The following is a 26,328-nucleotide window of genomic DNA, read 5'->3' as shown; positions in this document are numbered from 1 at the left end:
AAGAGATTGATATGAAACCAATATTATTACATGAAGATCGGCTATTTCCTGCGGACAAAACTACGCGAGATATCGCCCGTAATCTTTATCAATCTGTTCGTTCTTTGCCGATCATCAGTCCTCATGGGCATACAGATCCGCGCTGGTTTGCGTATAACGAAAGTTTTGGTAACGCCACTGAATTATTAATTCTCCCTGATCACTATGTGTTTAGAATGTTGTATAGCCAAGGTATCTCTCTAGAATCCTTAGGTATTCCAAGATGGGATGGTGGCGAAAGCGAAGCCGACCCACGGAAAATTTGGGCATTGTTTGCCAAACATTATCACCTGTTCCCAGGGACTCCTTCTAGAATGTGGTTAGATACAGTCTTTAAAGATGTGTTCGGTATGACTGATATGTTGTGTAAAGACAATGCGATGGAATACTACGAGCATATTACCAACGAATTGGCTAAGCCTGAATATCGCCCTAGAGCCTTGATGGATCGTTTTAATATAGAAGTGATTGCTACCACAGAAGGTGCCTTAGATCCCCTTACTCATCATGGTGTATTAAAAGGTTCCGGTTGGGAAAAGAGAGTTATCACTTCTTTTCGTCCAGATGATGTAGTGGATGCATCGCGGCCTGATTTTGAAGCTAATGTGCTTAAATTAGCTGAAATGACCGGTGAAAATACCACTGATTGGCAAGGGTATTTACAAGCATTACGTATTCGTCGTGAAGTGTTCCGCAGTCATGGTGCAACAGCAACAGATCATGGCCATCCAACAGCCGCGACTGCCGATTTAACAGAAGTCGAATGTAAAGCCTTGTTTAGCCGCTGTTTAAGTGGGCAGTCCTCTGCACAAGAGCAAGAATTATTTCGTGCGCAAATGTTAACTGAACTGGCCGGTATGAGCGTAGAAGATGGCATGGTGATGCAAATCCACCCTGGTGCATTTCGTAATCACAATGCGAACTTATTTACTAAGTTTGGTCGTGATAAAGGCGCAGATATTCCTATGCAAACTGAATATGTTAATGCGTTGAAACCTATGCTTGATAAATACGGCAGTGATCCTCGCTTGAATGTTATTTTGTTTACCCTTGATGAGACAGTATATGCCCGTGAATTAGCGCCTTTGGCTGGGCATTACCCGTCATTGAAACTAGGTCCAGCATGGTGGTTCCATGATAGTCCTGAAGGCATGTTACGTTTTAGACATCAAGTGACTGAAACAGCTGGTTTTTATAATACTGTTGGTTTTAATGACGATACTCGTGCATTTTTGTCTATTCCTGCTCGTCACGATGTGGCGCGAAGAATCGATTGTCGATTCCTGGCTAATTTAGTGGTCGAACACAGAATAAGTGAAGATGAAGCCGCTGAGTTAGCAGTTGATTTATCCTATAACTTAGCCAAAAAAGCTTATAAATTAGAGAAATAACTAGATGTCGCAATTGAATATTCAATCTCTTTCTCAACTTCCTAAACAGATACGCAAGCCAACCTACGATGTAGAAAACACTGGCCGTGGCATTGTGCATTTGGGCCCCGGTGCGTTTCATCGTGCTCATCAAGCGGTTTACACTGATTTGGCTATGTCTGCCTCAGGAGGTAACTGGAAGATTGATGCTGTGTCTTTGCGTAGCCAAGATCTCAGAGATAAACTTGCTACCCAAGACAATCTTTATTCGCTGGTTATCTTAGATGAAAATCCTTATATTCAGGCGATTGCTGCGTTTAATAATATTTTTGTTTTGGGTGATCAAAGAGAACAAGTGATGTCGTCAATGTGTGATGCACTGACGCATATCATCTCTTTGACCATCACTGAAAAAGGCTACTGTTTAGATAGTGCAGGTGAATTGGATTGGTCTAATTCTGATATTCAAAAAGACAAAAATTCACCGGATAAACCCGTATCAGCAATAGGTTTGTTAGTAGCCGTACTTAAAGAACGTAAAAATAGCGGTGCTGACCAACTGACTATTATTAGTTGTGATAACTTGTCGGATAACGGTACCAAACTAGGCAAAGCGGTAGTCACATTTGCTAATGTTATTGAGCCTGAACTTGGCCAATGGATTGCCAGTAATATTTGTTTCCCCAATACTATGGTTGACAGTATTACCCCTGCGACAAGTGAAGAATTAAAACAGCAAACAGAAAAAGAATTAGGTGTTGAAGATGCTTGGCCAATTCAACGTGAAGCATTTACCCAATGGGTAATAGAAGATAACTTTAGCGGCCCTAGACCCGATTGGGAAAAGGTCGGTGTAACCTTTACCCAAGACGTTTATTTGTACGAAAAGGCAAAGTTACGTGTATTAAATGGTACACATTCAACTTTGGCATACGTGGGTAGATTGTGTGATTTAGAAACCGTTTACCAAGCAATCAGTGAACCTTCTTTTGAAGCGTTTATTCGTAAGCTTTTGGTAACTGAAATATTACCTTCAATTGGTGCAACCCAAGAGATGGATTTAGCGCAGTATGCGGATGATATTTTACAGCGCTATCACAATAAACACATACGTCATTTTTTGTCTCAAATCGCTTGGGACGGCTCACAAAAGTTACCTTTCAGAATTTTGAATACCATCAGGGATAATATACAAAATAAACAAAGCATTTCCCTTTTGTGTATACCTATTGCTGCTTGGTCATTATTTATTCTAAAACAACATTCCCAAGGGCAACAATTAGTCGACCCTTTGGCACCAGAGTTACTTGAATTAGCAGATAAATATTCGACTGAACCCTTGGCCTTTGTGGATGAAATTCTCAATCTGAAAAGTGTATTCGCTGAATTATCGAATAACTCTAATTTTCGTTCGCAGGTTAAACAACACGTGACTACATTAGCGAATATTAATAAGCAAAACTTCGCCCAAATATTAGATGATTTAACATGATTAACTTCTGTGCATTTGCATTTATTTTGACTTCAGTTCGCTTAGGGAAAGATACATTTTGAAAAAAGTCGTAGTGTTTGGTGAATGTATGCTTGAACTTGTTTCTAAACAAGGTGATACCTTACATAAAGGATTTGCCGGCGATACCTACAATACTGCGATTTATTTAAATCGCTGCGCCGCCAATGTTTCTGTTAGTTATTTAACCGCTTTAGGTAATGATTTATTAAGTAGTGAATTATTGTCAAAAATGGACGAAGAGGGCATAAATACTGAATATGTATTGCGCAGTGAAGACCGAAACTTGGGTTTATACATGGTGCATACTGATGCTGATGGGGAGCGAACGTTTACCTATTGGCGACAAAATTCGGCAGCGACCCAAAGCTTAAACTTGCTTAAAGGGCATAAGGTTGAAGCGGACGTTTTTTACTTTAGCGCGATTTCGCTAGCTATTCTAGATAATGACCAAAAAGCTAAGTTATTTGAGTTGATGGGCGAATTAAAAGGAACAGGATGTAAAATCAGTTTTGACCCAAATTACCGGCCAAAATTATGGACATCTAAGATAGAAGCGCAAAAATGGACTGATGCAGCTTATGCTGTGTCTGACTTGGTTTTCCCCGGTGGGGATGATCATGCAGAGTTATATGGGCATATGAATGCCGAGGCTATTTTGCAACATCTAGCGCAATATGAAATCGAAGAAATAGTCGTCAAAAATGGCGCTTCTAGTGTGAATATCTTCATTGATAATAAACTAGATAGTGTGCCAATAGAGCCGGTTGAAAAGGTTGTGGATACTACTGCAGCAGGTGATGGTTTTAATGGTGGTTATCTTGCTGCAAGGTTAACTGGCAGCTCGCATACTGATTCTGCACGTTATGGCGCAAAAGTAGCCGCTACCGTTATTGGGTTTCCAGGTGCGATTATTGACAAACAGGCTTTAGCTACTCACGTTAACCTTATCCAATAAACACCCATTTAATCATCACGCTCAACAATCTTGAGCGTGATGATCGATTTAAATTATAACGAATCCCTGTAAACATACTCTTTTAACGCATGTTGCTTCTGTATTAAATCCCGTACAAAAAATTGCGCTACTTTTGCAGCGCCTATAACATTAAGGTGTGTGTTATCGACTTTACCGTTTGGATAACGCGTATATAAATCTTCAGGTACTTGAATGAAATATTGTTGGCTTTTAGGTTCACCTATTTGTTTAAGAAACTGACAAGTTTGATGATTTAAATCAAAGAAAGAGACATTGTTGGTTTGTGCTACTGTTTTTGCAGCTTGAGCGTAATCTATTAATTTACGTTGCAACACGCCTTCTTTAGTGAAATGGCGACGACAAATAGAGCTAGCTATTAAAGGTGTTGCACCTTTACCACGTATTTCGTTGATGTAGCGTTTCAAGAATTCAGGATAGTCTTTTTCTACAGAAGCGTAACGTTTAGGATCCGTCTTTTTTTGATCATTATGGCCAAATTGAACTAACACAAAGTCACCTTTTTTCAATTCAGATAGTACAACTCCCCAGCGACCCTCGTCGATAAATCTACGGGTACTTCGACCATTGGATGCATGGTTTTTTATCTCTAATTCAGGTGACATAAATGCGGGTAAAAGCTGCCCCCATCCTCGCTCAGGGTAGGCTAAGTTAAGCTTGTCGGCCATGGTGGAATCCCCGACTAAATGCAAGGTTGTGCGAGTGGGGTCTTGAGCAAATACCCCTGTACTGATAACTATCAAATTAACTAGAAAAAGCCAACTTTTCATCCATATTACTCCGTTTTAATTGATAAACACTGTGTCTATAAACGCATTTTATTTCTAAGGATTATATCAATCCACATGTAAGTGTCTACCGGTATCCCGTCTGGGTGAGGTTTTAGAATAAATAATATAAAAATTTTCATCTTTATATTATAACGTAATTTAAGTGAAAACTAAGTAATGAAATGTGTACGTGATTAAATTCAAGCCTTGTTAATTTCAATTAAGGTGTTGAATCATATCGTTTTTTAATTTCATGTGCACAGTTGTTTGATATGTAAAATAATAAGTTGTTATTTCAATTCCATTGTAACAAAACTGTTTAAGAAATGTAAAAACCCCATTGACAAATCAATGCGTAACATTCTATTCTTACCTCGTTGTGCCACCGGTAGCATTTAAGTCTGCTCTAATTACAATAATATAATGAGAGATTCGCTTAAAAGGTGAGTATAACTAATAGGGCACGGTTTATGATTTTTACCGCTGCCAATAAATGATAATGGGAAACCCAGAGAGGAACACACTATGAGAAACCCAAAATTTAAATTAGACAGGCTTTTACATTGCATGATATTGGCAGGAGGACTCTGCAGTTCTCATTCGGTTTTGGCGCAAGAGGTAGCAACTGAAGCTGCGAGTGACGACACTGAAGTTATTGAAATCAAAGGCTTTAGAGGATCGTTAAACCGCGCTCTTTTTGACAAACGTCATTCTGTTAATGCCAAAGAAAGTATTCTAAGTGAAGATATTGGTAAATTTCCAGATTTGAATATCGCTGAATCTTTACAACGTGTACCAGGTGTTGCTATTTCACGTGAAGGTGGTGAAGGTCGTCAGATTACATTACGTGGGTTAGGTCCTTCATTTACCCGCACTACATTGAATGGTATGGAAGTACCCGCAAGCACAGATGGCACAGACTCAGGTGGTGGTGTTAACGGTGGTCGCGCATTTGATTTCAATGTGTTTGCTTCCGAATTATTTAATCGTGTTGATATTCAAAAAACATCAACAGCCTCAATGGAAGAAGGTGGTATTGCGGGGACGGTTGATTTGTACTCGGCTAAACCTATGGATAATCCTGGTTTCCATATAGCGGCTTCTGGTCAACTAGGCTACAACACTATTACCAAAAAGAACGATCCGCGACTTGGTTTTATGATTAGTAATACCTTTGCCGATGATTCCTTTGGTGCCTTGTTATCTGTTTCTCAATCACAAAGAACGGTACGTCAGGAAGGTTACGGTACAGTGCGTTGGACTACGCCAGTGAAAGATGGTGGTGGTTTATTTGCTGATACTTCAGGTACAAATGTATCAGGCACAGCTAGTGGTAGTTGTAGCGATGACGGTGCTGACGTTGATCCAATTAACTGTTTATGGTCGCCTCGTTTACCCCGTCCTGATTTTTTTGGTAACGAGCAAGACCGTTTGGGCGTAACGGGTTCATTCCAATATGCGCCAAGTGATGCTGTATTAATTACCTTAGATACCTTACATTCGTCTCTTGATAACGAACGAACTATGTATAATTTCTTCGAAATGTTCCGTAGTACTTTTGATGAACTAACACCGACTTCTATCACCGTACATCCTAATGGTAAGCAGGTATTAGCCGGTACTTACGATGGTATTAAGTCACGTATTGAAAGCCGTCAGCAGATTTCCTCGACAGATTTCAGTCAATATGTTTTGTCGGGCGAGTTCAACATTAATGACGAAACAAAAGTGACGGCTATGTACGGTACGGCTGAATCTGACTCTCGTTCTGAGCAATATCGTTACAACATGACCAATGATACTGCACATACCTATAGTTTTGATTTCAGTAATAATGAAAACAATCCAGTAGTTGACCATGGTTACGATATCAATGATGAAACTTTCTATAACTTAAGTGATGGGCGTTTACGCGCAACTGATGTGTTACGTGAAAATGATACCGCAAAAGTTGACTTAACTTATCAAGGTGAAGAAGTAACCTTTAAAACAGGCCTTGCCTTTAATGACCGTACTGTTAGTTACGGCGAACAGCAAATTAATGGCTTTCCAGATCAGGATTCAGCAGTCGGTTTTACTGAGTTATTGCCCTATGATGATTTTGGTACCGGTTTTGACGGTGGTCTAGAACGTTTTATCGTAGCTGATTTTGCAGCCATTGAAAGTAGTTTGCTTACCAAAGACTGGGTTGCTCGTGGTGCGCAAAGTTGGGAAGTTCAAGAAGAAACATTAGCCGCTTATATTGAATTGAACTCGGTTTACGAGATTGCAAATATGGAATTACGTTCTAATTTTGGTATGCGTTACGTTGAAACTGATACAACTTCTAGTGGTTTTATTCAGGCAGATATCGTGAGTATTAAAAACGCCTATAAAAATTTCTTGCCAGCCTTAAACTTAGCTTTAGAAGCAACAGATGATGTTGTGGTACGTCTTGGTTTAACTAAAACAATGACGCGTCCTAGTTTGGGCTCTTTAAACCCGGGCAATCCTTCGTTTTCTTATGTAAATGGTACAGTTAGTGCGGGCAATCCATTCCTAGACCCATTTACTTCGAACAACGTTGATGTGGGTGTTGAGTGGTACTTCGATGATGAAGCCTTAATTGCAATGAACTACTTCTATAAAGACATAGAAACCTTTATTACTAGCTCGAGTGAAGAACGATTAGTTGACCCGGCTTATCTACCATTTATCGATGCAGATGCGCAATACGATCCATTACTTGCCCTTGACCCAAGAACGATTCCATATATTCATAATGTACCCGTTAATGGCGAAGGTACTGTGGTTGAAGGTTTTGAATTAATTTATCAACAACCACTAAGCTTCTTACCTGCACTATTTGATGGTTTTGGTGTAGTAGGTAACTTCACACATGTATCTGCCGGTGAAATTACTGGTTTGTCTGAAAATTCGTATAACGCCACTGTGTATTACGAAAAAGACGACTACGGAATTCGAGTGTCTTTGAACAATCGTGATGACTATATTACTGATTATTCAGGAAGCAACGGTAACGTTGCACACGGCACGACAGGGCCAACTCACGTTGATATGTCGGCGTTTTATAATCTAGATGAGAATATTACCTTCACGCTAGAGGTGATTAACTTAACCGACGAATATGAACGTTTATACACAACTGGTGACGGTACGTTAAATCTTATGCGTGAGTATAACCACACAGGACGCCAGTTGTTCCTGGGTGCTCGTTACGTTATGTAATCATTGATTATTATTGCTATATAAAAGCCGCCTTTTGGGGCGGTTTTTTGCATCATAATAGTCAATTTATGAAAGAAATTTTTTAACTTATGTATTTCTCACAAACAGCGGCTGCATTGACTTTCAAGGGAGTGTGTTTGTTGTTTTTTACAGAGATTGGTTACCTATTAATTAAATCTAAAATTGGCGTAATTTTGATGCCTCAACGTTGACATTTGATTTTTACTAGGTCAATATGCCACCGGTAGCATAGTTATTTATTTTGTTAACTCATAGAGGTTTATCATGTTTAAAAAGGTTATTTTGTTTTTGGTGTATATCACGCTCACTGCCACGATTTTCGCTCGGGTGATGGCACAGGACACATCATCAGCATTGGATAATACAGCGCCTTATTCTATTAGGATGGCAGAATCAGAAATGCTACGTTTCCCCAAAGCCTATATGATCGATTGGAAAGATAAACCTAAGTGGGACTATGTGCATGGTTTGAACTTACTTGCCTTTTCAAAGTTGTATGCAAAAACTAAAGAACAACGTTATTTCAGCTATATCAAAAACTATTATGACACCTTGATTTCCGAAGACGGCAACATCAAAACCTACGATATTAAAAACTACAATATAGATATGATAAATGCCGGAAAGGTGTTGTTCTTTTTATATGATGAAACCGCAGATACTCGATATTTAACTGCAGCGAACACCCTAAGAACTCAATTAAAAGATCATCCTCGCACCAGCGAAGGAGGATTTTGGCATAAACTGCGCTATCCATCACAAATGTGGTTGGATGGTTTATATATGGGCGCTCCTTTTTATGCAGAGTACATTATGCGTTTTGGTAAACCTGAAGAATTGGCAGATGTATATTTACAATTTGAGTTGATCGAAAAACATCTATACACCACGGACACCGGTTTACCTCGCCATGGATGGGATGAATCACGTGATATGAAATGGGCGGACCCTAAAACGGGTTTGTCAGACCATCATTGGGGCCGTGCTTTAGGTTGGTATGCCATGGCTTTTGCTGACGTATTAGCGATATTGCCTGCACATGACGACAAGTATCAATGGTTGTCAGAGCGTTTTAATAACTTCATTACACAAACCGTTAAATACCAAGATGTATCAGGCGCTTGGTACCAAGTTGTCGACTTGGGTAAACGTGAAGGTAATTATCTAGAAGCATCATCAACCGCTATGTTGACTTATGCTATTGCAAAAGGTGTCAACCTAAAGGTATTGCCTGCTTCTTATCGTATTTATGCAGAAAAAGGTTTTGCAGCAATTCAAGATCATTTTATAGGTGTTGATCCTAAAACCAACGCTATTACACTTAACAAGGTCTGCGCGGTAGCGGGTCTTGGTGGCAATCCCTTCAGGGATGGTACCTTTGATTATTATATCTCTGAGCCAATCAGAGCAAATGACGCTAAAGGTGTTGGTCCGTTTATGTTGGCCGCATTGGAACTTGATAAATAGTGATCTTACCGTTGACTAATATTACAGCGCTCTGTTTGAGTGCTGTTTTATTGTTAGGGTGTCAGCCAAGGTTAAATAAAGATCAAGAAAATTTATCCGTTGCGACTCAAAAAGGTATTAGTCAACTACTCTGGGAGTCAGATTTAGGTGACGGAAATTACCAGAATCCTATTCTACATATTGATTATTCCGACCCAGATGTAGTGAGGGTAGGGGGTGGTTATTATATGACGGCATCTAGTTTTAATGCTGCTCCCGGATTGCCAATTTTACATTCCACTGATTTAGTTAATTGGCAATTAATTAACTACGCCTTACCTCAACAGGTGCCTTTGGAGGTATTTGAAATACCCCAGCATGGTAATGGCGTTTGGGCGCCTAACATTCGTTTTCACGATGATAAATTTTGGATTTTTTATCCTGATCCAGATTTTGGTATTTATGTGGTTACCGCAACTGATCCCGCAAAAGAATGGTCAAAACCTAAACTTATTCTTGCTGGGAAAGGCCTTATTGATCCTACACCTTTATGGGATGGCGATGGGCAAGCTTGGCTGTTACATGCTTGGGCTAAAAGCCGCGCAGGGTTTAATAATGTCTTGAGTTTAAGACAAATGGCCAAAGACGTGAGCTGGGTGAGTGATGACTATGAACATATTATCGACGGTCATTCGTTACCTGGCTATCGGACTGTTGAGGGGCCTAAGTTTTATAAACGTAATGGTTATTATTATATTTTTGCCCCTGCGGGGGGCGTAGAAACTGGCTGGAAAACGGTCTTTAGGGCGAAAAATATAAAGGGGCCATACGAAACAAAAATAGTCATGGCACAAGAATCTTCATTGATAAACGGACCGCATCAAGGATCTTGGATCCACACAGAAAAAAATGAAGATTGGTTTATTCACTTTCAATCCAGAAAGGCTTATGGACGAGTTTTGCATTTACAGCCTGTTAAGTGGATAAATGATTGGCCGGTGATTGGTGATGATGCCGATGGTGATGGGGTAGGGCAGCCAGTTTATACCCATCTAAAGCCTGCTACTGATAACGCTGGCAAAATTAAACGTCAGCCTACTTCTGACGAATTTGACTTAGACAAGTTGGGCATTCAGTGGCAGTGGAATGCGAATTACAAAGAGGATTGGTATTCTTTAACAGCTAGCTCTGGCAAGTTACGTTTGTTCGGCCAACCTAAAATTAATACCACAGGTGATAATTTATGGATGACACCTTCTTTATTACTACAGAAAAATCCAGCCTTAACTTACGAAGTGATAACCCAAGTAGATTTGGCTAACTCGTCTGAAAAAGCTGAAGGCGGTTTACTAGTGTTTGGTGAAAATTATTCGTGGATCGGAATTAAACCTATTGAAGGTAAACCCCATCTTGTTTATGTCAGTTGTACAGGCGCGCGTAAAGGTTGTAATGAGTCGGTTCATGATTATGGGCCAATTGATGGGGCTACACTAGAACTACGATACATAATGAACGCTGATGCAACCGTTGTATTTAGTTATCGAACTGATTCAAGCGGGCGTTATAAAGTAATAGGCGAACATTTCAATGCTGTTCGGGGGCGTTGGGTTGGTGTAAAAGTAGGACTGTTTAGTGTGTCTACTACGTCGAATAGTGGGACCTATTTAGATATAGACTATATTCGTTTTTCACCACTCCCTAGACGCTAAATAATTTGAATCCAGAGTATAAAAGCCTGTTTTTAGTCGCCTTTTTAAAAATTAGATTTGTAGGAAATTAAATGAATATAGACAGAAGAGCATGTTTAAAGTTGTTTGGCCAAAGTGCAGCTGTAGTGGGGATAGCTAGTTTTAGTGGATGTAAAACGCTTAATCTAGCTAACGCCAAATACACCTATCAAGGTCAAGCTTTAGCGATACGAAATAGAATTATCGCACCATCGTTTCCTGATTATGCCATGAGTATTACAGAACTTGGGGCTAAACCTGGCTTTGAAAATGATAGTTCTGAAGCTATTCGGCAAACTATTGCTAAGGTAGTTAGTGCCGGTGGTGGGACTGTTGTTGTGCCCGCTGGTGAGTTTTATACTGGCCCCGTTCACTTAGAATCTAATATTAATTTTCATATTGCTAAAGGCGCGGTACTGCACTTTTATCCCGAGCCAGAGCGTTATAAACCCTATGTATTTACCCGCTGGGAAGGCACAGAATTAATGGGCCTTTCGCCATTAATTTATGCCTATAAAAAGACTAACGTAGCGATTACTGGCAAAGGGATCCTTGAAGGCGGGGGCAGTGAACAACATTGGTGGCCTTGGAAAGGTCCATGGAAAAAATCTACTTGGGGCGATGACCCGATAGAAAATCAAAAGTTCACTCGTGATGTATTACGTGAAATGGCCGAACAAGAGTTACCTGTAGCGCAACGAGTATTTAAAAATAACTATCTACGCCCACCTTTTATTCAGCCTTATGCCTGTATTAATGTATTAATTGAAGGTGTCACTATAAAAAATTCACCTTTTTGGTTGGTGAATCCGGTGTTATGTAAAAATGTGACGGTAAGAAATATACATTGTGACAGTCATGGGCCAAATTCTGACGGATGTGATCCTGAAGCCTGTACCGATGTGTTAATTGAAAATTGTATCTTTGACACTGGGGATGATTGCATTGCTATAAAATCAGGCCGAAATGCTGACGGTCGTCGAGTGGGGCAACCTTGCGAAAATATCCTTATCAATAATTGCCAAATGCGATCGGGTCATGGTGGTGTAGTCATTGGCAGTGAGATATCAGGTGGAGTACGTAATTTATATGCTCAAAATTGTGAAATGAGCAGTCCTGATCTTGACCGGGGAATTCGTATCAAAACCAACTCTATTCGAGGGGGGCACTTAAAAAATCTCAATTATCGTGATATTCGAATAGGCCAAGTGAAAGAAGCTGTGGTGATAAATTTTTATTATGAAGAAGGGGATGTAGGTAAATTTACCCCAGTGTTGGAAGATATCAATATTGAAAATCTTTATGTTGAACATGCCACACGTGCGTTTTCACTAAGAGGTTATCCGCATACACCTATTACCGGTGTAAGTATTAAAAATTTAACCATTTTGAAAGTAGATAAAGCTTCTATCATCGAAAATGTTGCGACCATCAAGCAAGAAAATATCATGATTAACGGTAAGAAAGTGCTTATTACCAATGGTTAGGATCTTGTGCATTGGTGTATGGCTAATCTTTAGTTTGACTGCATGTAAGTCGACAACCGCTATTAATTTGTTGAATGTGAATGCCATTGTTAGTAGTAAGCGCGTTCATTCGGACTTACCTGTCTATGCTAGCGTGCAGCAAGCATTAGATGCAGCACCTCAAAATGAGCAAAGTTGGCGAATTGCTGTTTACCCCGGTGATTATTATGAGCGAGTGATAATTGACCGTGCAAACCTCACTCTTGTTGGTGCGGGTATGGAGAATACTCGGATTATATATGGTCGATATGCAGGACAAAAAGTATCTGCAGATAGTGATGAAACTTGGGGGACGTTTCGTACAGCCACCTTAGAAGTGAATGCTAAAGATGTAACCTTAAGTCATCTAACAATCGAAAATAGTTTTGATTACCCGGCTAATGAACTATTGGATAAGGTTGATTCTGATAAAGTGAACGGTGAACAAGCGGTCGCTTTGAAGGTAAGCCAACTAACAGACAGAAGTGTGTTTAATCAAATTCGTCTTCTGGGTTATCAAGATACCCTTTATGTTCAAGGTGGGCGTAGTTATTTTAAAGGAGGAGAAATTCATGGCCATGTCGATTTTATTTTTGGCAATGGTAACGCGCTTTTTGAAGGGGTAGACATTATTTCTAGAGCTCGTATGCAACCTAAAAAAATAACTGGTTATATTACTGCGCCTAGTACTCTGATTGAAAATGAATACGGCTTAACTTTTATACGTTGCCGTTTACTCAGAGAAGGTGGGGTGCCAGATAACTCGGTACCTTTAGGTCGTCCTTGGCATCCTACTACTACCTTTAGCGACGGTCGATACGCCAATCCTTTTGCAGTGGGTAAATCGGTATTCATTGATACTTTTATGGATGCGCACATTTCCACCGTTGGGTGGGTCAGTATGGGAGGTACAAGTAAAGATGGTAGTCGTAAACAGTTCAATCCTCTAACCGAAGCGCGCTTTTTTGAGTACAACAGTCGTGGTCCTGGCGCACCCATCAACCCACAACGTCCTCAATTAACCAAGCAAAGTGTTAAACGTTATGATCCAAATAAAATGATCGCAGAATGGGGAAATAAGTCTCCTGAAGTTGGCATAAATAAAGAGTGATATAAAACATGAAACATTGATATTACAGGTGGTGCTGTATACATAAGTTTGTCTGACGACACGTCTAGCCCGCTATATGCTGATACTGGTGGTGGCAGTGGTATCTCTATCGCTGATGTTGAGTGAACTATGACCAACGCTCGATTTTCTTTAGGAGATGCATTAGTTGGTACTGATGCTTCCGGCGATGATATTGGAAGGTGAGGAGTACTGGATTTAAGACAAGCATATAATGTGGAGATTGAAATAATCAGCGTCAGTGATGCTGACAATAATTTTCAAGTTTATGTAGATAACAACACTAGTAGTAAATCTGTGCATAGTGGTAGTTCTAAGTTTAATGCAGAACAAATTACCAGTTTAACGACAGGAACCTTGCTAATAGCAGGACAAATTCTAACATCTCAGTCCTTCTTACAATTACGAACTGAAAGTGGTGGTTCCGTGGTGGTTGGAAGTGTAAAAGTAGTTAATCTATAAATATAATTTAGTTAGACTTTATGTAAAAAATTAAAGGCCTAAAAAATGCCGTACTTAAGTACGGCATTTTGGTTTTTGAACTGAAGTTCAAATATGGCATGCTAAGCAACTGCTTTATTGGATCAGCGCAGTAAACTCAAGACTACTAATTTTTCAGGCAATGGATAATTATATTTTTCGAAGTTGGAGTCTAAATTTTGAATATAAGGATTATCAAGTTTTATTAATGTTCTACTTTGTAAGTTTACTAGCTCAATACTGTCTCTAAAATATTCCTCCCACAGCATTATAAAACTACCATCTTCAAAGGCGATCTTTAGTCCTTTTTCAATTCGATTAGCATTGTTTATATTCTGTTTATCTGTGACAAAAAAACGAGGAAGGGGATAATAAAGTGCGATACAAGGTTCAATGACTAAATTGGGGTAAGTTACACGCTCAATTTCGTATTCGGCCTTGATTTCATTGATCCCTCGAAAGAACAAATCAACTCTATCTAAACTAAGCATTTCAAAGATACTTTTGTAATTAGCAATGGCGTACACGTTAAGACCGTTATGTTTCAAAATGTCAGTGTCCAACCAGCCAATGCCCTGGGCAATGATTGCTTTACTAATACCTTCCTTGTTTTTTATCAGGCAGTAGTTTTTTTTGCGTTGACTATTTGTAAAGGCAACACGATAGCCTGATATACCGCGATCTATTGGAAATTTTATTACATGATAATTTTCGAGCAATTCGTCAGTAACCGAAACCCTAAAAAAATAATTTGAATAGACGTTTTTGTCCATTTGAAGTAATAGTCGGCCCTGATTAATTCCTTCTGTGGTTGCTTGTAATTCAAAGTCTCCGTATTCACTTTTTGTTTTATTAAGCGCTAATTCCAATACTTTTTGCATGTAAATAAAACGCTGATCTTCTTTACTCTCTGGACCTTTATATGTGAATAAATTGCTTTTTGCCATACTTACATTGATTGCAGCTATATACAGAATTGAAATAATTAACGGCTTGATCACGATATAAACCTTGGATTAACTCTGTTCATTTGTACTTGGATAAGTAATATTTAACGTATTCTAATGGTTTTTAGATCAGTCAATTACCAAGCTGGCTATACTTAATATTAACCATACTACTTTGCAGGAGTCTAAGGTAAGTGGGGGAATCCAGCAACTCTTTAGACATAATTTCTCGTTATGTATAACTATTTGGCCCCTTAGTGCATGACTAAATAGTCATTAAACTAATCCAAGTTTGTTGTGATTAAACTATATGTAGGCAGTCATTATTTTATCTTCACCTGCAATAACCTGAAAATAATGCCCTTGGAGGCCTTTTAATTTATCGCTATTGAGTATCGTTATGGGGCATAAAATACTGGGCAGTTGTTTTTTCATTTTAACTAAAGAGAATTCACCGAGCAGTTGTCCTTGCTCAAAGCTTTCACCTTGTTTGACAACTCTCTTAAATCCTTCTCCCATCATAAGGTGGGAATCTATCCCTAGCTGGATTTGTAGCTGTAGGCCATTTTTCGCCTTTAACCTTAATTGGTTCGCCAATTCTGGGAAATGTAGCATAGTGCCAGAAAACGGCGCTAACACTTGATACCCTGAAGGTCTAATGGCAATACCTTCTCCAAACATGCGCTGAGTAAATAATGAATGTGGCACTTCATCCAATGGCAACACTTTACCTGTTAACGCACTAGAAATGTCAATCACCTTTTTATGAGATGGCAGTGAATTTGCGCCTACTAGGCGGCTAAATAGTGCCATTTTATGTGAAATTTACTAAGTTAGTTGCAAGGATTTGATTGTACATAGTCTTGGATTTAGTCTCTGACATAATATAATACTAAGTTGTATTTTTTGAGTATGATAGCAAAACAATCGATAGAATTTACATTAAGATGGGTTTATCCACTGTTCCTGTGGATAACTCTGTTGAGTACTGTTTATATGTTACCTAACTAACTGATGTATATGCATAAATTGCTGTTGGTTGTTAAACACTCTATAATTGAAAGCTTGATTAAAATTACATCATTTAAGGAGATTTATGCAGGTTTTGGATATTTTTGCTGGGAAAAATGCCCTTGAACGTATTAAAAAAGAAGGCTTTAGTGCAGATTTATTTGACTATATGTTGGGCGCATCTGGCGGACCTAAATGGTTTGTATTAGCAGGGCTTGATCGTTATATCTTTCCAGAATTTTTTGCAGAGCGTACTAGGCCTCTGAATATTATTGGTTCGTCTGCTGGGGCGTTTCGATTTGCTTGTTTCGCGCAAAACGACCCTTTGTCTGCAATTAATCGCTTGGCGGAGCGGTATTCCCATACTGTTTATTCTGATAAGCCGACTGCCAAAGAAATAACTGAAAAAGGTAGGGCGCTTCTAAATTACGTATTAGGAGAAAATGGCTGTGAAGAAATTATTAATAACCCAATCATTAAAGCCCATTTTATTGTGGCAAAGTGTAAGGGCTTAACCCAATTTGAAGCAAAATCTATACAAATGACCGGTCTAATTGCCAGTGCTAGTGCTAACGCGTTAAAGCGCAAATGGTTAGATAAATTTTATCAACGTTATTTATTTTCGTCTCCTAACTCAGATTTAAAGGTTAGTGATCCCAATAAAATGCCCTCATATTCAATTCCTCTTACGACTCAAAATTTGCCTCAGGCTTTGATGGCGTCAGGCTCCATTCCTATTGTGATTGAGGGCGTAAAGAACATTACTGGTGCACCTCTTGGCATGTATCGAGACGGAGGCATTATTGATTATCATTTTGACTTAACTTTTGGGCCTCAAAAAGGTTTAGTGCTGTATCCGCACTTTTACTCTAAACCTATACCAGGCTGGTTTGATAAGTCTCTTAAAAAACGCCTTCCACATGCTAGTAGTTACGATGACGTGGTAATGTTGGTACCTTCAGATGAATTTGTTGCTAGTCTACCTTATGGTAAAATACCAGATAGAAAAGACTTTGAAACCATGCCAGCGGCGCAACGTATTGAATATTGGCAAACTGTGATTTCACAAAGTGATAGGCTAGGGCAGGCGTTTAAGGATTTGTATGATAATCAGAAGATTGTTGAACATATTAAGCCCATTAAATTTGCTTGATATAGTAAGATTGAATTTAGTAACGAGGGCTACAAAAAGCGTCAATACCCGATAAAATCCAATTTAAATTAATCGGGTATTGAGTTAAAAAACTAATCCTTTATTAATGCATCCACACAAACTCTGCTTCTTCCTGCTTCTTTAGCTGCGTATAGAGCTGCATCAGCTGAGGATACAAGCTCACTTAGCTTTTGATGGTGGGTTGAACTGGCTAATCCGGCACTAAAACTACAATTAAATGGCTGTTCAGCAATGGTATAAGTGATCTGTAAAAATGCGGTCAAAATGTCGTTCATTTTACTTTCGATGATATTTGGGTCTGTATCACTAAATACCACCATAAACTCTTCACCGCCATAACGGCCCACATAATCTGTGTCTCGTACCGATTGCATTAATAATTGTCCTAAAGAAATCAATACTTTATCGCCAGCTACATGTCCATATTTATCATTTACTCCTTTGAAATGATCTAAATCAATCATTACCACAACAGTCGGTTTTTGTTGTCGCGAAGCAAGTCTCAGCGCATGAGCTGCTGCATCCATGATTTGTCCATGGTTCAGAACACCCGTTAGGCTATCCCTAGATGCAAGGTAGCGAATTTCTTGGCCTCTTTGAATTCGACTGTCAACTTGTTTCACTATAAGGTTAGGTGGGGTGTTTTTAGGGATGACATCATCTGCACCACACTCTAAAACTTCAAGTTTAGTATTAATATCTTCATCTGCTGTGAGAAAAATAATCGGAACATAGTCATATTTTGATTGTTGGCGAAGTAACCTAGCTACTTCGAGACCACTGATGTTTGGCATGTGCATATCTAATAAAAAAACATCAGGATGGAAAGAATCTAATTCAGTCATAATTGATTCGGCGTGATTTATTGCCAACACTTCAACGTGTTCGTCCTCAAGCAATGCTTTATAAAAAATGCTAACTGATGCTTGGTCATCTAAAAGTAAAATTCTATAGGGTCTTACTAAATCTAGTTTGAAGTTTTTACGGATTTTGGACACTAAAGTGGTGATGTTTACCGGCTTTAGCAAATATTCATTTGCCTTAGACCTAACAGCTGCCAGTCTATTTTCAAATGAACTTGAGGAAGATAAAATAAATACGTCTATACCTGAATATCTCAGTTCAGCTGCATATGCAAACATTTCTTCAGATTGGTCAATTGAGTTATCAGTATCAATCAACACTAAATTGAAAGTTTGTTGTTTGAATTCTTCTTGTAGTTGTTTGATTGACTTGCACTGGCAAATGGTAAACCCAAATCCCGCTAAAAGTTTAGCGTGAATCGTTAATGTAGCGTCATTATCATCAATTAACGCAATCTTTATATCTCTATAAGATTGTGTGGTAATTTCTTCTTTATTTTTTTGAGGCTCGCGTAATTCACCTAAAGAATTTGGAATATCCCTTAGTACCAGCAAAGGATTCGGATTGTTTCTTGATGCTTCAATCATGGAATTCATATGGCGATCGATAAAAGGAATAACATTTTTAAAGTTGTTGGTTTGAACTTCGCAAGGTGCAACTTCTTCTTCAATCATACCAAGTCTGTCGCTCAGCGTTATAAAATTTAGGGTGCCACTAGAGCCTTTAAGACTGTGCACTTCAAATCTAAATTGTTTGATTGAATCGCGAGAATGCGACGTTCTTGCTTCTGACCATAACTTAATCAGCACTGCAAGCTTGTCATTAAACTCAGCAATAAAAGTGATACGAAACTCTGCTAGTTTCTGTTCCAACTTAGAACTCATTAGGACCCTTTTAGTTTTTAGTGATTACATTATATTGTTATTTTAAATACCTATTATAACTTATTGATTTTTAATTTATAAGTACAGAAAATTATCAATCTATGCAGGTTTGAATAATGAGCATTACAGCGGATGTTATCCATTTAACAATGCAGATTCAATTCTGAAATAGGCTTCAAGTATGCAGCAATAATGTCCAGTTGAGATTATTTTTACAAAATTTGCAGGGCTGTTTGATGCAGATCAAGATCCCTCGGCGTCATTACGTTCTAATTAGACAATTAAGTTTCTAATCAAAGGGTAAGTTTAATATGCAAAACTATCAAAAAATTTTGGTCCCATTAGATATTTTTTCTGATTACAAAAAAGTCTTAAAACGTGCCTTAAGTCTTGCGCAAAAGCCAGCGCAACTTAGTCTTGTTTATGTCACGTTTCCTCATGTATATTTTGAGTCTTACGGGGTAGGGGTAGGCACAGATTTTGTTAATGACAGTCAAAAAAACGCTAAAGCAACGTTATTAGAATTAGCCGAAAAATATGATATTCCAGACAATCAAGTTTATGCGCCTATTGGTCCCGCGGTTGATGAAATTCATAGTTTGTCTGAAAGTATAAAAGCAGATCTAATTGTTATAGGTACCCATGGTCAAAGTGGTTTGAAGTTGTTGCTAGGCTCCACCGCCAATGGTGTATTACATGGTGTTAAGTGTGATGTTCTGGCAATTAAAATTTAAGGTGAATTTTGCAATTATCCTAACAACAGGTAGTCATGATGATCCATTCCAATTCACGTTACGTGAGTCAAATCACACGAGATACTTTAGCGCTTATCCTTGCTGGAGGTAAAGGTAGTCGATTGTGTGAATTAACTCAGTACCAGGCTAAACCTGCTATTCATTTTGGCGGAAAATTTAGGGTGATAGATTTTCCTTTGTCGAATTGTATTAACTCAGGAATAAGGCAAATTGGTGTCATGACCCAATATAAAGCCTATTCACTAATTCGCCATCTATCACGAGGATGGGGACATTTAAACCGAGATTTAGGTGAGTACGTAGAGTTATTACCTGCGTCCCAGCAATATTCTCCTAGTTGGTATGAAGGTACAGCCGATGCGCTATATCAAAATATTGAGTTTATTCGGGAACATTCACCTAAATATGTTGTTGTGCTAGCTGGTGATCATATTTACAAAATGGATTATGGGGACATGTTAGTCCAACATGTGGAAAGTGGTGCTGACATGACGATATCTTGCATCGAAATGCCGGTTCGAGAAGCGGCAGGATCCTTCGGTGTTATGTGCGTTGATAAACATAACAGGATCACCAATTTCCACGAAAAACCAGATAATCCTTGTCCGCTCAAAGATAAACCTGAATACACCTTGGCCTCCATGGGCAACTACGTTTTCAATACTGAGTTTCTAATCCAGCAACTGTTAGCTGATGCTAAAAATCCGGACTCGCAACATGATTTTGGCAGAGATATTATTCCTGCGGTGATTGATAATAATCAAGTGTTAGCATTTAGATTCCTTTCTGTTGATGGAAATGCTGCTCCGTATTGGCGTGATGTGGGAACCTTAGATGCATTTTGGCAGGCTAACATGGATCTTGTTGCTGTCACGCCAGAATTAAATATCTATGACCAAGATTGGCCAATCTGGACACATCAGAAACAATCCCCTCCTGCTAAATTTATATTTAATGACGATGACGGCCGTCGCGGCTATGCCGTAGACTCAACTGTGTCAGGTGGATGTATTATTTCTGGTGCTAAAATTAGTCAATCTCTGTTGTTCTCTGATGTGCATGTGCACTCCTATAGTTCAATTGAACAATCAGTGGTCCTACCCCAAGTGAATATTGCTAAGAACGTTAATATTAAGCGCGCCATTATTGACGCAGGCTGCCAGATACCTGCAGGAATGAACATCGGTATTAATAAGGCAGATGATATTGCGCGCGGATTTCGCATTAGCCAAAATGGCATAGTATTAGTGACCAAAGACATGCTTAGCTCGGTTGATTATAAATAACTAAGAAAGCCCTTTTGGGGCTTGATCTAAGTATTTTCCGAAATAAATTACGCAAAATAACGAATACCCGAGCTCGCAGCTAATATTTATTCTTGATCTATATCAATGGCAGTTTGCTTTTGACCTATCTATGAGAATTGTAAAATGTCTATAAATACAACACCGCCGCCGTCACTTTGCCAACACTGTGCAATGTCTGGCATGTGCTTTAGTCAAGATAATATAAGTAAAGTAGAGCCAAAAGTAAGATCACATAAAGTTTATCAAAAATCGAATGTGTTATTTGCATCAGGACAGACCTTTGATGCTATTTTTATTTTGCGTAGTGGCTCAGCGAAATCTTCGGTTTTGGCAAATACTGGCCAAGAGCAAATTAGCCGCTTTCACTATCCCGGTGATTTAATTGGCTTGGATGGTTTTGACAATGGATCTCATGCTCAATCGATTAAGTTTTTGGAAACCAGTAGTGTCTGCCGTATTGGTTTAGGAGAATTGGATAGGGCTATGGCAAATTCAGCAAGCATTAGGCACAACATGTTGCAGGGAATGAGTCATGCTTTAAATGATGAAGATAAGTTTTTACTTAGATTAAACCACATGAACTCATCTCAGAGACTAGGTTCATTTATATTGGACTTGTCCTCTCAATTTGAACAAAGAGGATTGTCTGGCAATGTATTTGATTTGAGTATGACCCGTGTGGATATTGCCAATTATTTAGGCATGGCGATTGAAACTGTGAGTCGCTTGCTCACGCAGTTACAAAATGAACAAATTATTGAGGTGGAAAAACGCCGTGTCAGCATTGTGGACTTTGAAAAACTAAACCATAGCCTATTACATGAACGTGAACTCCATATTTTGCCCGCAGCAAAAATTCGTCAAACCAACAACATACAAACGAGGGTTGCCTAGATATTTTGGGTAAGGAGCTAAATAGGCGGATTTTGTTCTTTCTCGAATTCATTAAGGGCTTCCATAGCTTCACAACCATAGACCATGGACGGACTTCCACCCATCAAAATGGCGACACCAATAGCTTCCAATATTTCCTCTCTGCTGGCACCTGCATTTAAAGCATCATGTACGTGAAAACCAATACACCCATCGCAATGTACCGAAATTGCTATGCCTAATGCTATTAATTCTTTTGATTTTGTATCTAGAGCACCTGCAGCAACAGCGCAAGAATGTAATTCACCAAAGCCAGCCATAACCTCTGGTATTTCTGAAATCAGTTTCGCACTAAGCACTTTTAGGTGGTCATATTGTTTAACGTGTCTAGTAGTTGGCATAGTTGTCTCCAAAAAAATTGAAGTTAAGTATGCTTGCTAGCTATAGGTTTATATTGATGGTGATCAAAATCTCTGGTTTTAGATAACACCATTTTGAATGCTACCATTTTGTTCGAATTGACTGATATTCGACAGCGTTGTTTGTGCAATATTAAGCATGGCTTCTTGCGTGAAGAAACCTTGATGGCTGGTTATAATGACATTAGGGAAGGTAGTTAACCTCGCTAAAACGTCGTCTTGTATTCCTTTTTTGGAAAAGTCTTCAAAAAATAAGGCTTCTTCTTCTTCGTAGACATCTAGTCCTAATAAACCTACCTTGCCATTTTTAAGTGAATTTATTATGGCTTTGGTATCTACTAGTTTACCTCTGCTGGTATTTATAATAGTGACGCCGTCGCGCATTTTTGCCAAGGCTTCTTGGTTTATCAAATGATAGGTCTCGGGCGTGAGCGGGCAATGTAGCGAAATGACATCTGCATGACTTAGCAAGTTGTCGAGTGATACATAAGTTACCCCTGACTTAATACACTGCTCATTGTGAACCACATCGTAAGCAATAACCTTGCAACCAAAGCCTAGCATGATGTTGGCAAACGCTTGGCCAATTTTACCGGTGCCGATTATCCCAACTGTTTTACCATGTATGTCAAAACCCATTAAGTTTCGAAGCGAAAAATCGCCTTCACGAATGCGATTATGGGCGCGATGTATACCTCGATTTAAACACAACAACAATCCCACCGCATGTTCTGCAACAGCAAATGGAGAGTATGCAGGAACACGCACTACAGGCAGTGAAAGTTGTTTTGCACAAGCAACATCGACATGATTAAACCCAGCTGAGCGTAGTGCAATGAGTTCAATACCTTTGCTTTTTAGTTTATGCAACACCTCAGCATTTAAATTATCGTTAATAAATGCGCACACCACTTTTTCATCAGTAATAAGCGAAGTAGATTCTAGATTTAAGTGCGACGAAAAATAACGGATCTGCTGTGCAGCATTTTGATTGGCACGATCAAAGTACTCTTGATCATATTGTTTGGTGTTAAAAAACGCTATTTTCACGCGGAAACCTCATATTCTGTTGGCTGAATGGTATTATAAAATTTACCTTAACTTGCACATTGACCTCGATCAAATAAGTAATAGTGGTGCTGAATGGTATGGCTTATCCAGAGTTCAGGTTATTTAGTTTAGGTCATGATTGGTTGTATTTGCTGCATGGAAAATGTTTTGGTCTGCGCGATCAACAGTTTGAATGGAGCAACTATTGTGGCATTGGTAAGTTATGTAACTTGGTATTTAACTTAGCGCCATATATAGACTTATTCTCGAGTGAACATAACCTTTGCATTTGCGGATAATGAAAGGGGGCTTTGAAGCAATTAAATTTAACCGTTTGAAAGTTACATTTAACTGCTTCAATTATCCTTTATGTGGTTACTACACAGTTAAAATGTTTTTATGAGTTCATTAGCAAGATCAATTTTAATACCTTCTTCTATCGAATCTACCAATTGTTCAATAACTTCAATCTTCATTGAACGATCTAAGAAGTATTTTTTTGCTTGTAGTAAATCTTTCTTACAGGCTAAAGGAGCAAAATCCATCGCATCACGTAAGTTGGACTTTTTCAAAATTAACTTACCTTTCTCAAAGACGCACTGTTCATAATGCTTTTTGATTTTAACTAACTCTGTACTATTAAGTGATCCAGCGGAGTTAGTACTCTGATTTGCAGCGCTATTAAATACTACAAGCCCTGCAATAATTCCTACTATCAATTTCATGGAGTATTCCTAACGTTATCTCTACCATAATCAGATTCAATATTATTGTTACTAAAACCTGAGCATTTTTTGATACTTCGCAACACTAATTAATATTAAATCTAAAGCGTGCCAATATATTATCAATGCGTTTTTGCGCTTCGATGGAGTCTGCAGACGATGAGATCGACTTAACTTTTTCGTTGAATATCGAATAAGTATAAGACTCAACTGCAGCCTCAAATTGCATGCGACGCTCGCTTTCTTTGCCATCATTAAACAAAGATGTTTCTAATTTTTCTAAAGGTTTCAGTACTGCCGCACCCATATGAGCAACAATTTGTTCTGTTAATGTCTGTAAAATTTCTGTATCTGTGGATATTTCCATAGGATCAAATTCAATACCCGCGTCACTCACCCCTGCATTTGCAATGTCACTTTCTTCAAGTTTACGTTCGATTGTGTCAACCAGTGTGTTTTCTCCAGTCTGTGCATCGACAACTCTGAAGGTTAATTGCAAGAAGCCCACCTTTTTAGTATCAGTAACCTTGTATTCTCTTACGCCGTATTCTGGCACCATGATTTTTGCTTTTGGAGCGGCTTTAAGTTCTGCGGGACTTGGTTGTGGGTTGACGGCCTTCCAGTTTAGGTAATCGATGTTATCTTCAATTTTTTCACCTACCTGGTAACGTATGGTTTTGGTGCTTGACTCTGTTTTGCCATCCACTTTGTACAATAATACCGAGCCCATTATTGCGTAATCAATGCCGTGTACTCGTCCCATTTCTTTGGCTGAGCTTTCAGATATCACGCCCATTTGACCTAATTTCATTTCTTCAACAATAGTTTTCAGATTTGCTCGTTCCATTATGCTTATGTCATTACTGGCATTATTGAACATATGAGAAATCAGGTTCTGAGTAATAATTACCCCAGAATCACTGCTATCAATAGGGCTAGTAAAGTCGAATATCGCAATTTTCCGTTTAGAGCGAGTGTAAATTGAATCTTCAACTTGTTTTATCTCATTAAACAGCTCTGGGTAATTTGAATTTATTGATGCTATTGCTTTAAGCAAATGCCATGAAACTGCGAAATTACCCTGTTGCTTATAGGTGCCAGCACTGAAAAATGCTTGTTGTGACAAACTGTCACGAAGCTGATCTAATCTATTGTCTTTTGTGACGTTATGAGATTGCAACCTTTTGTAAATATTTACAGCCTCTATAAAACGACCTTCACTAATAGAGTCGATTAATTTTGATGAAAGTTGTTCAGATTCTTTAGTTTTAGCTTCGACAAGCATGTCAGCGCAGTTTTGATTGTTATTTTGATATTCAGTAAGTCGCTGACACTGTGAGATAACGGTCTCCCATTCTTGTCTTTCATAGGCGCTTTGGGCTTTGTTTAAAAAATACGCGGCATTATCATTTTTAAGAACACGTTGAAGTAAATTATTTGCCGCTGAATTGTCGGGAGAAATTTGCAGTAAGTTTTGTAAATTGGACTTTGCAGACTTAAAGTCTTCTTGAGAAATTGCCCGATTAGCCTGATTCATATAGTTTTTATATGCTTCTGCTTCTACTGTATTTAAACGGGTTTTAACGTCTTCATAATTATTAGACAGTTGCGATATTTGTGATAGAAGCCCATGAGCTTCAACCCAGTTATTCTGCTCCATTTGGTATTTTGCATCTTTGTACATAGAGACAACACGTAAATTTAAAGCGTTGTTGCGAACACTAACTTGTTGTTTTAACTTATTAACTTGATCTGATTCGATTTTGTTTTTTTCTAGGCTATCTACAATTTGCTGGGCCTGAACGATATTTTTTTGGCTTGAATCACCTTGTAGTAACTCATTTATTTTTGTCGTTGAGCTTTGCAGATATTGCGCTCTTATTTCTGCTAATTTAGCGGAGAATGTTTTATTCTTGGGATTTTTGGCTATTGCCTGATTAAGGTATGAAATAGCTTCATCGTATTGTTGTGATCCTGCGAGTTGGTTAGCAGTGTTAAATTCTTGTGTTCCATTTGATGTCGTCGAGCCACAACCTGACAGGCCAATCACCACAGCCGATGCGAGTAATGCTTTTCTCATGATAAATCCTCTTTTTA

22 protein-coding genes are annotated in these 26,328 nt (G+C 38.7%); 14 read left to right on the top strand and 8 right to left on the bottom strand.

What is annotated here, in order from left to right:
- Nucleotides 1–11: 11 nt before the first annotated feature.
- Genes uxaC through GARC_RS24430 form a run of 3 tightly spaced genes read left to right on the top strand, consistent with a single transcriptional unit; the run spans nt 12 to nt 3,877 of the window.
- Nucleotides 12–1,430 carry a glucuronate isomerase gene (gene uxaC / locus GARC_RS24440; RefSeq protein WP_007625622.1) on the top strand — a complete coding sequence of 473 codons (1,419 nt, stop codon included), beginning with the start codon at nt 12–14 and terminating at the stop codon, nt 1,428–1,430.
- Between the two features lie 4 nt (nt 1,431–1,434).
- Complete coding sequence (locus GARC_RS24435) at nt 1,435–2,901, top strand: mannitol dehydrogenase family protein (RefSeq protein WP_007625621.1); 1,467 nt, start codon at nt 1,435–1,437, stop codon at nt 2,899–2,901.
- A gap of 58 nt (nt 2,902–2,959) precedes the next feature.
- Entirely contained in the window at nt 2,960–3,877 is a 918-nt protein-coding gene (locus GARC_RS24430; RefSeq protein WP_007625620.1) for a sugar kinase, read from the top strand.
- A 53-nt stretch (nt 3,878–3,930) separates the two neighbouring features.
- Here GARC_RS24430 and GARC_RS24425 read toward each other — a convergent pair whose 3' ends face one another.
- Nucleotides 3,931–4,686 (bottom strand): rhamnogalacturonan acetylesterase, encoded by a 756-nt coding sequence (locus GARC_RS24425; RefSeq protein ID WP_007625619.1) that lies wholly within the window; start codon nt 4,684–4,686, stop codon nt 3,931–3,933.
- 525 nt (nt 4,687–5,211) lie between these two features.
- On the opposite strand from GARC_RS24425, the gene GARC_RS24420 reads away from it, so the two are divergent.
- The 6 genes from GARC_RS24420 to GARC_RS24395 all read left to right on the top strand — a co-directional run bounded on the left by GARC_RS24420 (nt 5,212) and on the right by GARC_RS24395 (nt 14,204).
- The gene (locus GARC_RS24420; RefSeq protein WP_007625617.1) at nt 5,212–7,914 is read left to right on the top strand and encodes a TonB-dependent receptor; all 2,703 of its coding nucleotides are present in this window, start codon (nt 5,212–5,214) and stop codon (nt 7,912–7,914) included.
- 285 nt (nt 7,915–8,199) lie between these two features.
- Nucleotides 8,200–9,402: a glycoside hydrolase family 88/105 protein gene (locus tag GARC_RS24415; protein WP_007625613.1), complete on the top strand. Its 1,203-nt coding sequence runs from the start codon at nt 8,200–8,202 to the stop codon at nt 9,400–9,402.
- 35 nt (nt 9,403–9,437) lie between these two features.
- Nucleotides 9,438–11,090: a glycoside hydrolase family 43 protein gene (locus GARC_RS24410; RefSeq protein ID WP_007625612.1), complete on the top strand. Its 1,653-nt coding sequence runs from the start codon at nt 9,438–9,440 to the stop codon at nt 11,088–11,090.
- 71 nt (nt 11,091–11,161) lie between these two features.
- Complete coding sequence (locus GARC_RS24405; RefSeq protein ID WP_007625611.1) at nt 11,162–12,595, top strand: glycoside hydrolase family 28 protein; 1,434 nt, start codon at nt 11,162–11,164, stop codon at nt 12,593–12,595.
- Entirely contained in the window at nt 12,588–13,724 is a 1,137-nt protein-coding gene (locus GARC_RS24400) for a pectinesterase family protein (protein WP_081587620.1), read from the top strand. Before GARC_RS24405 ends, GARC_RS24400 begins: the two co-directional genes overlap by 8 nt.
- A gap of 234 nt (nt 13,725–13,958) precedes the next feature.
- Entirely contained in the window at nt 13,959–14,204 is a 246-nt protein-coding gene (locus GARC_RS24395) for a hypothetical protein (RefSeq protein WP_007625608.1), read from the top strand.
- A gap of 122 nt (nt 14,205–14,326) precedes the next feature.
- On the opposite strand, the gene GARC_RS24390 is transcribed toward GARC_RS24395, so the two are convergent.
- Nucleotides 14,327–15,223 carry a hypothetical protein gene (locus GARC_RS24390; RefSeq protein WP_007625607.1) on the bottom strand — a complete coding sequence of 299 codons (897 nt, stop codon included), beginning with the start codon at nt 15,221–15,223 and terminating at the stop codon, nt 14,327–14,329.
- 252 nt (nt 15,224–15,475) lie between these two features.
- Entirely contained in the window at nt 15,476–15,982 is a 507-nt protein-coding gene (locus tag GARC_RS24385) for a PTS sugar transporter subunit IIA (protein ID WP_007625605.1), read from the bottom strand.
- 283 nt (nt 15,983–16,265) lie between these two features.
- Here GARC_RS24385 and GARC_RS24380 point away from each other — a divergent pair, with 283 nt between their 5' ends.
- Nucleotides 16,266–17,333 carry a hypothetical protein gene (locus GARC_RS24380; protein ID WP_007625602.1) on the top strand — a complete coding sequence of 356 codons (1,068 nt, stop codon included), beginning with the start codon at nt 16,266–16,268 and terminating at the stop codon, nt 17,331–17,333.
- Nucleotides 17,334–17,425: 92 nt separating this feature from the next.
- Here GARC_RS24380 and GARC_RS26130 read toward each other — a convergent pair whose 3' ends face one another.
- Nucleotides 17,426–19,102, bottom strand: coding sequence for a diguanylate cyclase (locus GARC_RS26130; protein WP_007625600.1), 1,677 nt, complete (start codon nt 19,100–19,102; stop codon nt 17,426–17,428).
- Between the two features lie 311 nt (nt 19,103–19,413).
- On the opposite strand from GARC_RS26130, the gene GARC_RS24370 reads away from it, so the two are divergent.
- The 3 genes from GARC_RS24370 (at nt 19,414) to GARC_RS24360 (ending at nt 22,058) form a co-directional block, all read left to right on the top strand.
- On the top strand, nt 19,414–19,836 hold the full coding sequence (locus GARC_RS24370) for a universal stress protein (RefSeq protein ID WP_007625598.1): 423 nt from the start codon (nt 19,414–19,416) through the stop codon (nt 19,834–19,836).
- 38 nt (nt 19,837–19,874) lie between these two features.
- Entirely contained in the window at nt 19,875–21,143 is a 1,269-nt protein-coding gene (gene glgC, locus GARC_RS24365) for a glucose-1-phosphate adenylyltransferase (protein WP_039990468.1), read from the top strand.
- A 144-nt stretch (nt 21,144–21,287) separates the two neighbouring features.
- On the top strand, nt 21,288–22,058 hold the full coding sequence (locus tag GARC_RS24360) for a helix-turn-helix domain-containing protein (RefSeq protein ID WP_007625595.1): 771 nt from the start codon (nt 21,288–21,290) through the stop codon (nt 22,056–22,058).
- Nucleotides 22,059–22,075: 17 nt separating this feature from the next.
- Here the strand turns inward: GARC_RS24360 and GARC_RS24355 are convergent, their stop codons facing one another.
- On the bottom strand, nt 22,076–22,438 hold the full coding sequence (locus tag GARC_RS24355) for a carboxymuconolactone decarboxylase family protein (protein ID WP_007625594.1): 363 nt from the start codon (nt 22,436–22,438) through the stop codon (nt 22,076–22,078).
- A gap of 78 nt (nt 22,439–22,516) precedes the next feature.
- Nucleotides 22,517–23,506, bottom strand: coding sequence for a 2-hydroxyacid dehydrogenase (locus GARC_RS24350; protein WP_007625593.1), 990 nt, complete (start codon nt 23,504–23,506; stop codon nt 22,517–22,519).
- 98 nt (nt 23,507–23,604) lie between these two features.
- On the opposite strand from GARC_RS24350, the gene GARC_RS27800 reads away from it, so the two are divergent.
- Nucleotides 23,605–23,805 (top strand): DUF6868 family protein, encoded by a 201-nt coding sequence (locus GARC_RS27800; protein ID WP_007625592.1) that lies wholly within the window; start codon nt 23,605–23,607, stop codon nt 23,803–23,805.
- An 87-nt stretch (nt 23,806–23,892) separates the two neighbouring features.
- On the opposite strand, the gene GARC_RS24345 is transcribed toward GARC_RS27800, so the two are convergent.
- Nucleotides 23,893–24,231: a hypothetical protein gene (locus GARC_RS24345; RefSeq protein WP_007625591.1), complete on the bottom strand. Its 339-nt coding sequence runs from the start codon at nt 24,229–24,231 to the stop codon at nt 23,893–23,895.
- A gap of 85 nt (nt 24,232–24,316) precedes the next feature.
- Nucleotides 24,317–26,311 carry a CsgG/HfaB family protein gene (locus GARC_RS24340; protein WP_007625590.1) on the bottom strand — a complete coding sequence of 665 codons (1,995 nt, stop codon included), beginning with the start codon at nt 26,309–26,311 and terminating at the stop codon, nt 24,317–24,319.
- Between the last annotated feature and the right edge of the window lie 17 nt (nt 26,312–26,328).

The sequence above is a fragment of the Paraglaciecola arctica BSs20135 genome (assembly GCF_000314995.1).
Taxonomy (GTDB): Bacteria; Pseudomonadota; Gammaproteobacteria; order Enterobacterales; family Alteromonadaceae; genus Paraglaciecola; species Paraglaciecola arctica.
This window is presented reverse-complemented; position numbering and strand designations above follow the sequence as displayed.

What these genes read in the sequence shown, in the direction of transcription:
- uxaC (WP_007625622.1), top strand. Translation starts at nt 12, where the DNA reads ATGAAACCAATATTATTACATGAAGATCGGCTATTTCCTGCGGACAAA.
- GARC_RS24435 (WP_007625621.1), top strand. Translation starts at nt 1,435, where the DNA reads ATGTCGCAATTGAATATTCAATCTCTTTCTCAACTTCCTAAACAGATA.
- GARC_RS24425 (WP_007625619.1), bottom strand. Translation starts at nt 4,686, where the DNA reads ATGAAAAGTTGGCTTTTTCTAGTTAATTTGATAGTTATCAGTACAGGG.
- GARC_RS24420 (WP_007625617.1), top strand. Translation starts at nt 5,212, where the DNA reads ATGAGAAACCCAAAATTTAAATTAGACAGGCTTTTACATTGCATGATA.
- GARC_RS24415 (WP_007625613.1), top strand. Translation starts at nt 8,200, where the DNA reads ATGTTTAAAAAGGTTATTTTGTTTTTGGTGTATATCACGCTCACTGCC.
- GARC_RS24405 (WP_007625611.1), top strand. Translation starts at nt 11,162, where the DNA reads ATGAATATAGACAGAAGAGCATGTTTAAAGTTGTTTGGCCAAAGTGCA.
- GARC_RS24400 (WP_081587620.1), top strand. Translation starts at nt 12,588, where the DNA reads ATGGTTAGGATCTTGTGCATTGGTGTATGGCTAATCTTTAGTTTGACT.
- GARC_RS24385 (WP_007625605.1), bottom strand. Translation starts at nt 15,982, where the DNA reads ATGGCACTATTTAGCCGCCTAGTAGGCGCAAATTCACTGCCATCTCAT.
- GARC_RS24380 (WP_007625602.1), top strand. Translation starts at nt 16,266, where the DNA reads ATGCAGGTTTTGGATATTTTTGCTGGGAAAAATGCCCTTGAACGTATT.
- GARC_RS26130 (WP_007625600.1), bottom strand. Translation starts at nt 19,102, where the DNA reads ATGAGTTCTAAGTTGGAACAGAAACTAGCAGAGTTTCGTATCACTTTT.
- GARC_RS24370 (WP_007625598.1), top strand. Translation starts at nt 19,414, where the DNA reads ATGCAAAACTATCAAAAAATTTTGGTCCCATTAGATATTTTTTCTGAT.
- glgC (WP_039990468.1), top strand. Translation starts at nt 19,875, where the DNA reads ATGATCCATTCCAATTCACGTTACGTGAGTCAAATCACACGAGATACT.
- GARC_RS24360 (WP_007625595.1), top strand. Translation starts at nt 21,288, where the DNA reads ATGTCTATAAATACAACACCGCCGCCGTCACTTTGCCAACACTGTGCA.
- GARC_RS24355 (WP_007625594.1), bottom strand. Translation starts at nt 22,438, where the DNA reads ATGCCAACTACTAGACACGTTAAACAATATGACCACCTAAAAGTGCTT.
- GARC_RS27800 (WP_007625592.1), top strand. Translation starts at nt 23,605, where the DNA reads ATGGCTTATCCAGAGTTCAGGTTATTTAGTTTAGGTCATGATTGGTTG.
- GARC_RS24345 (WP_007625591.1), bottom strand. Translation starts at nt 24,231, where the DNA reads ATGAAATTGATAGTAGGAATTATTGCAGGGCTTGTAGTATTTAATAGC.
- GARC_RS24340 (WP_007625590.1), bottom strand. Translation starts at nt 26,311, where the DNA reads ATGAGAAAAGCATTACTCGCATCGGCTGTGGTGATTGGCCTGTCAGGT.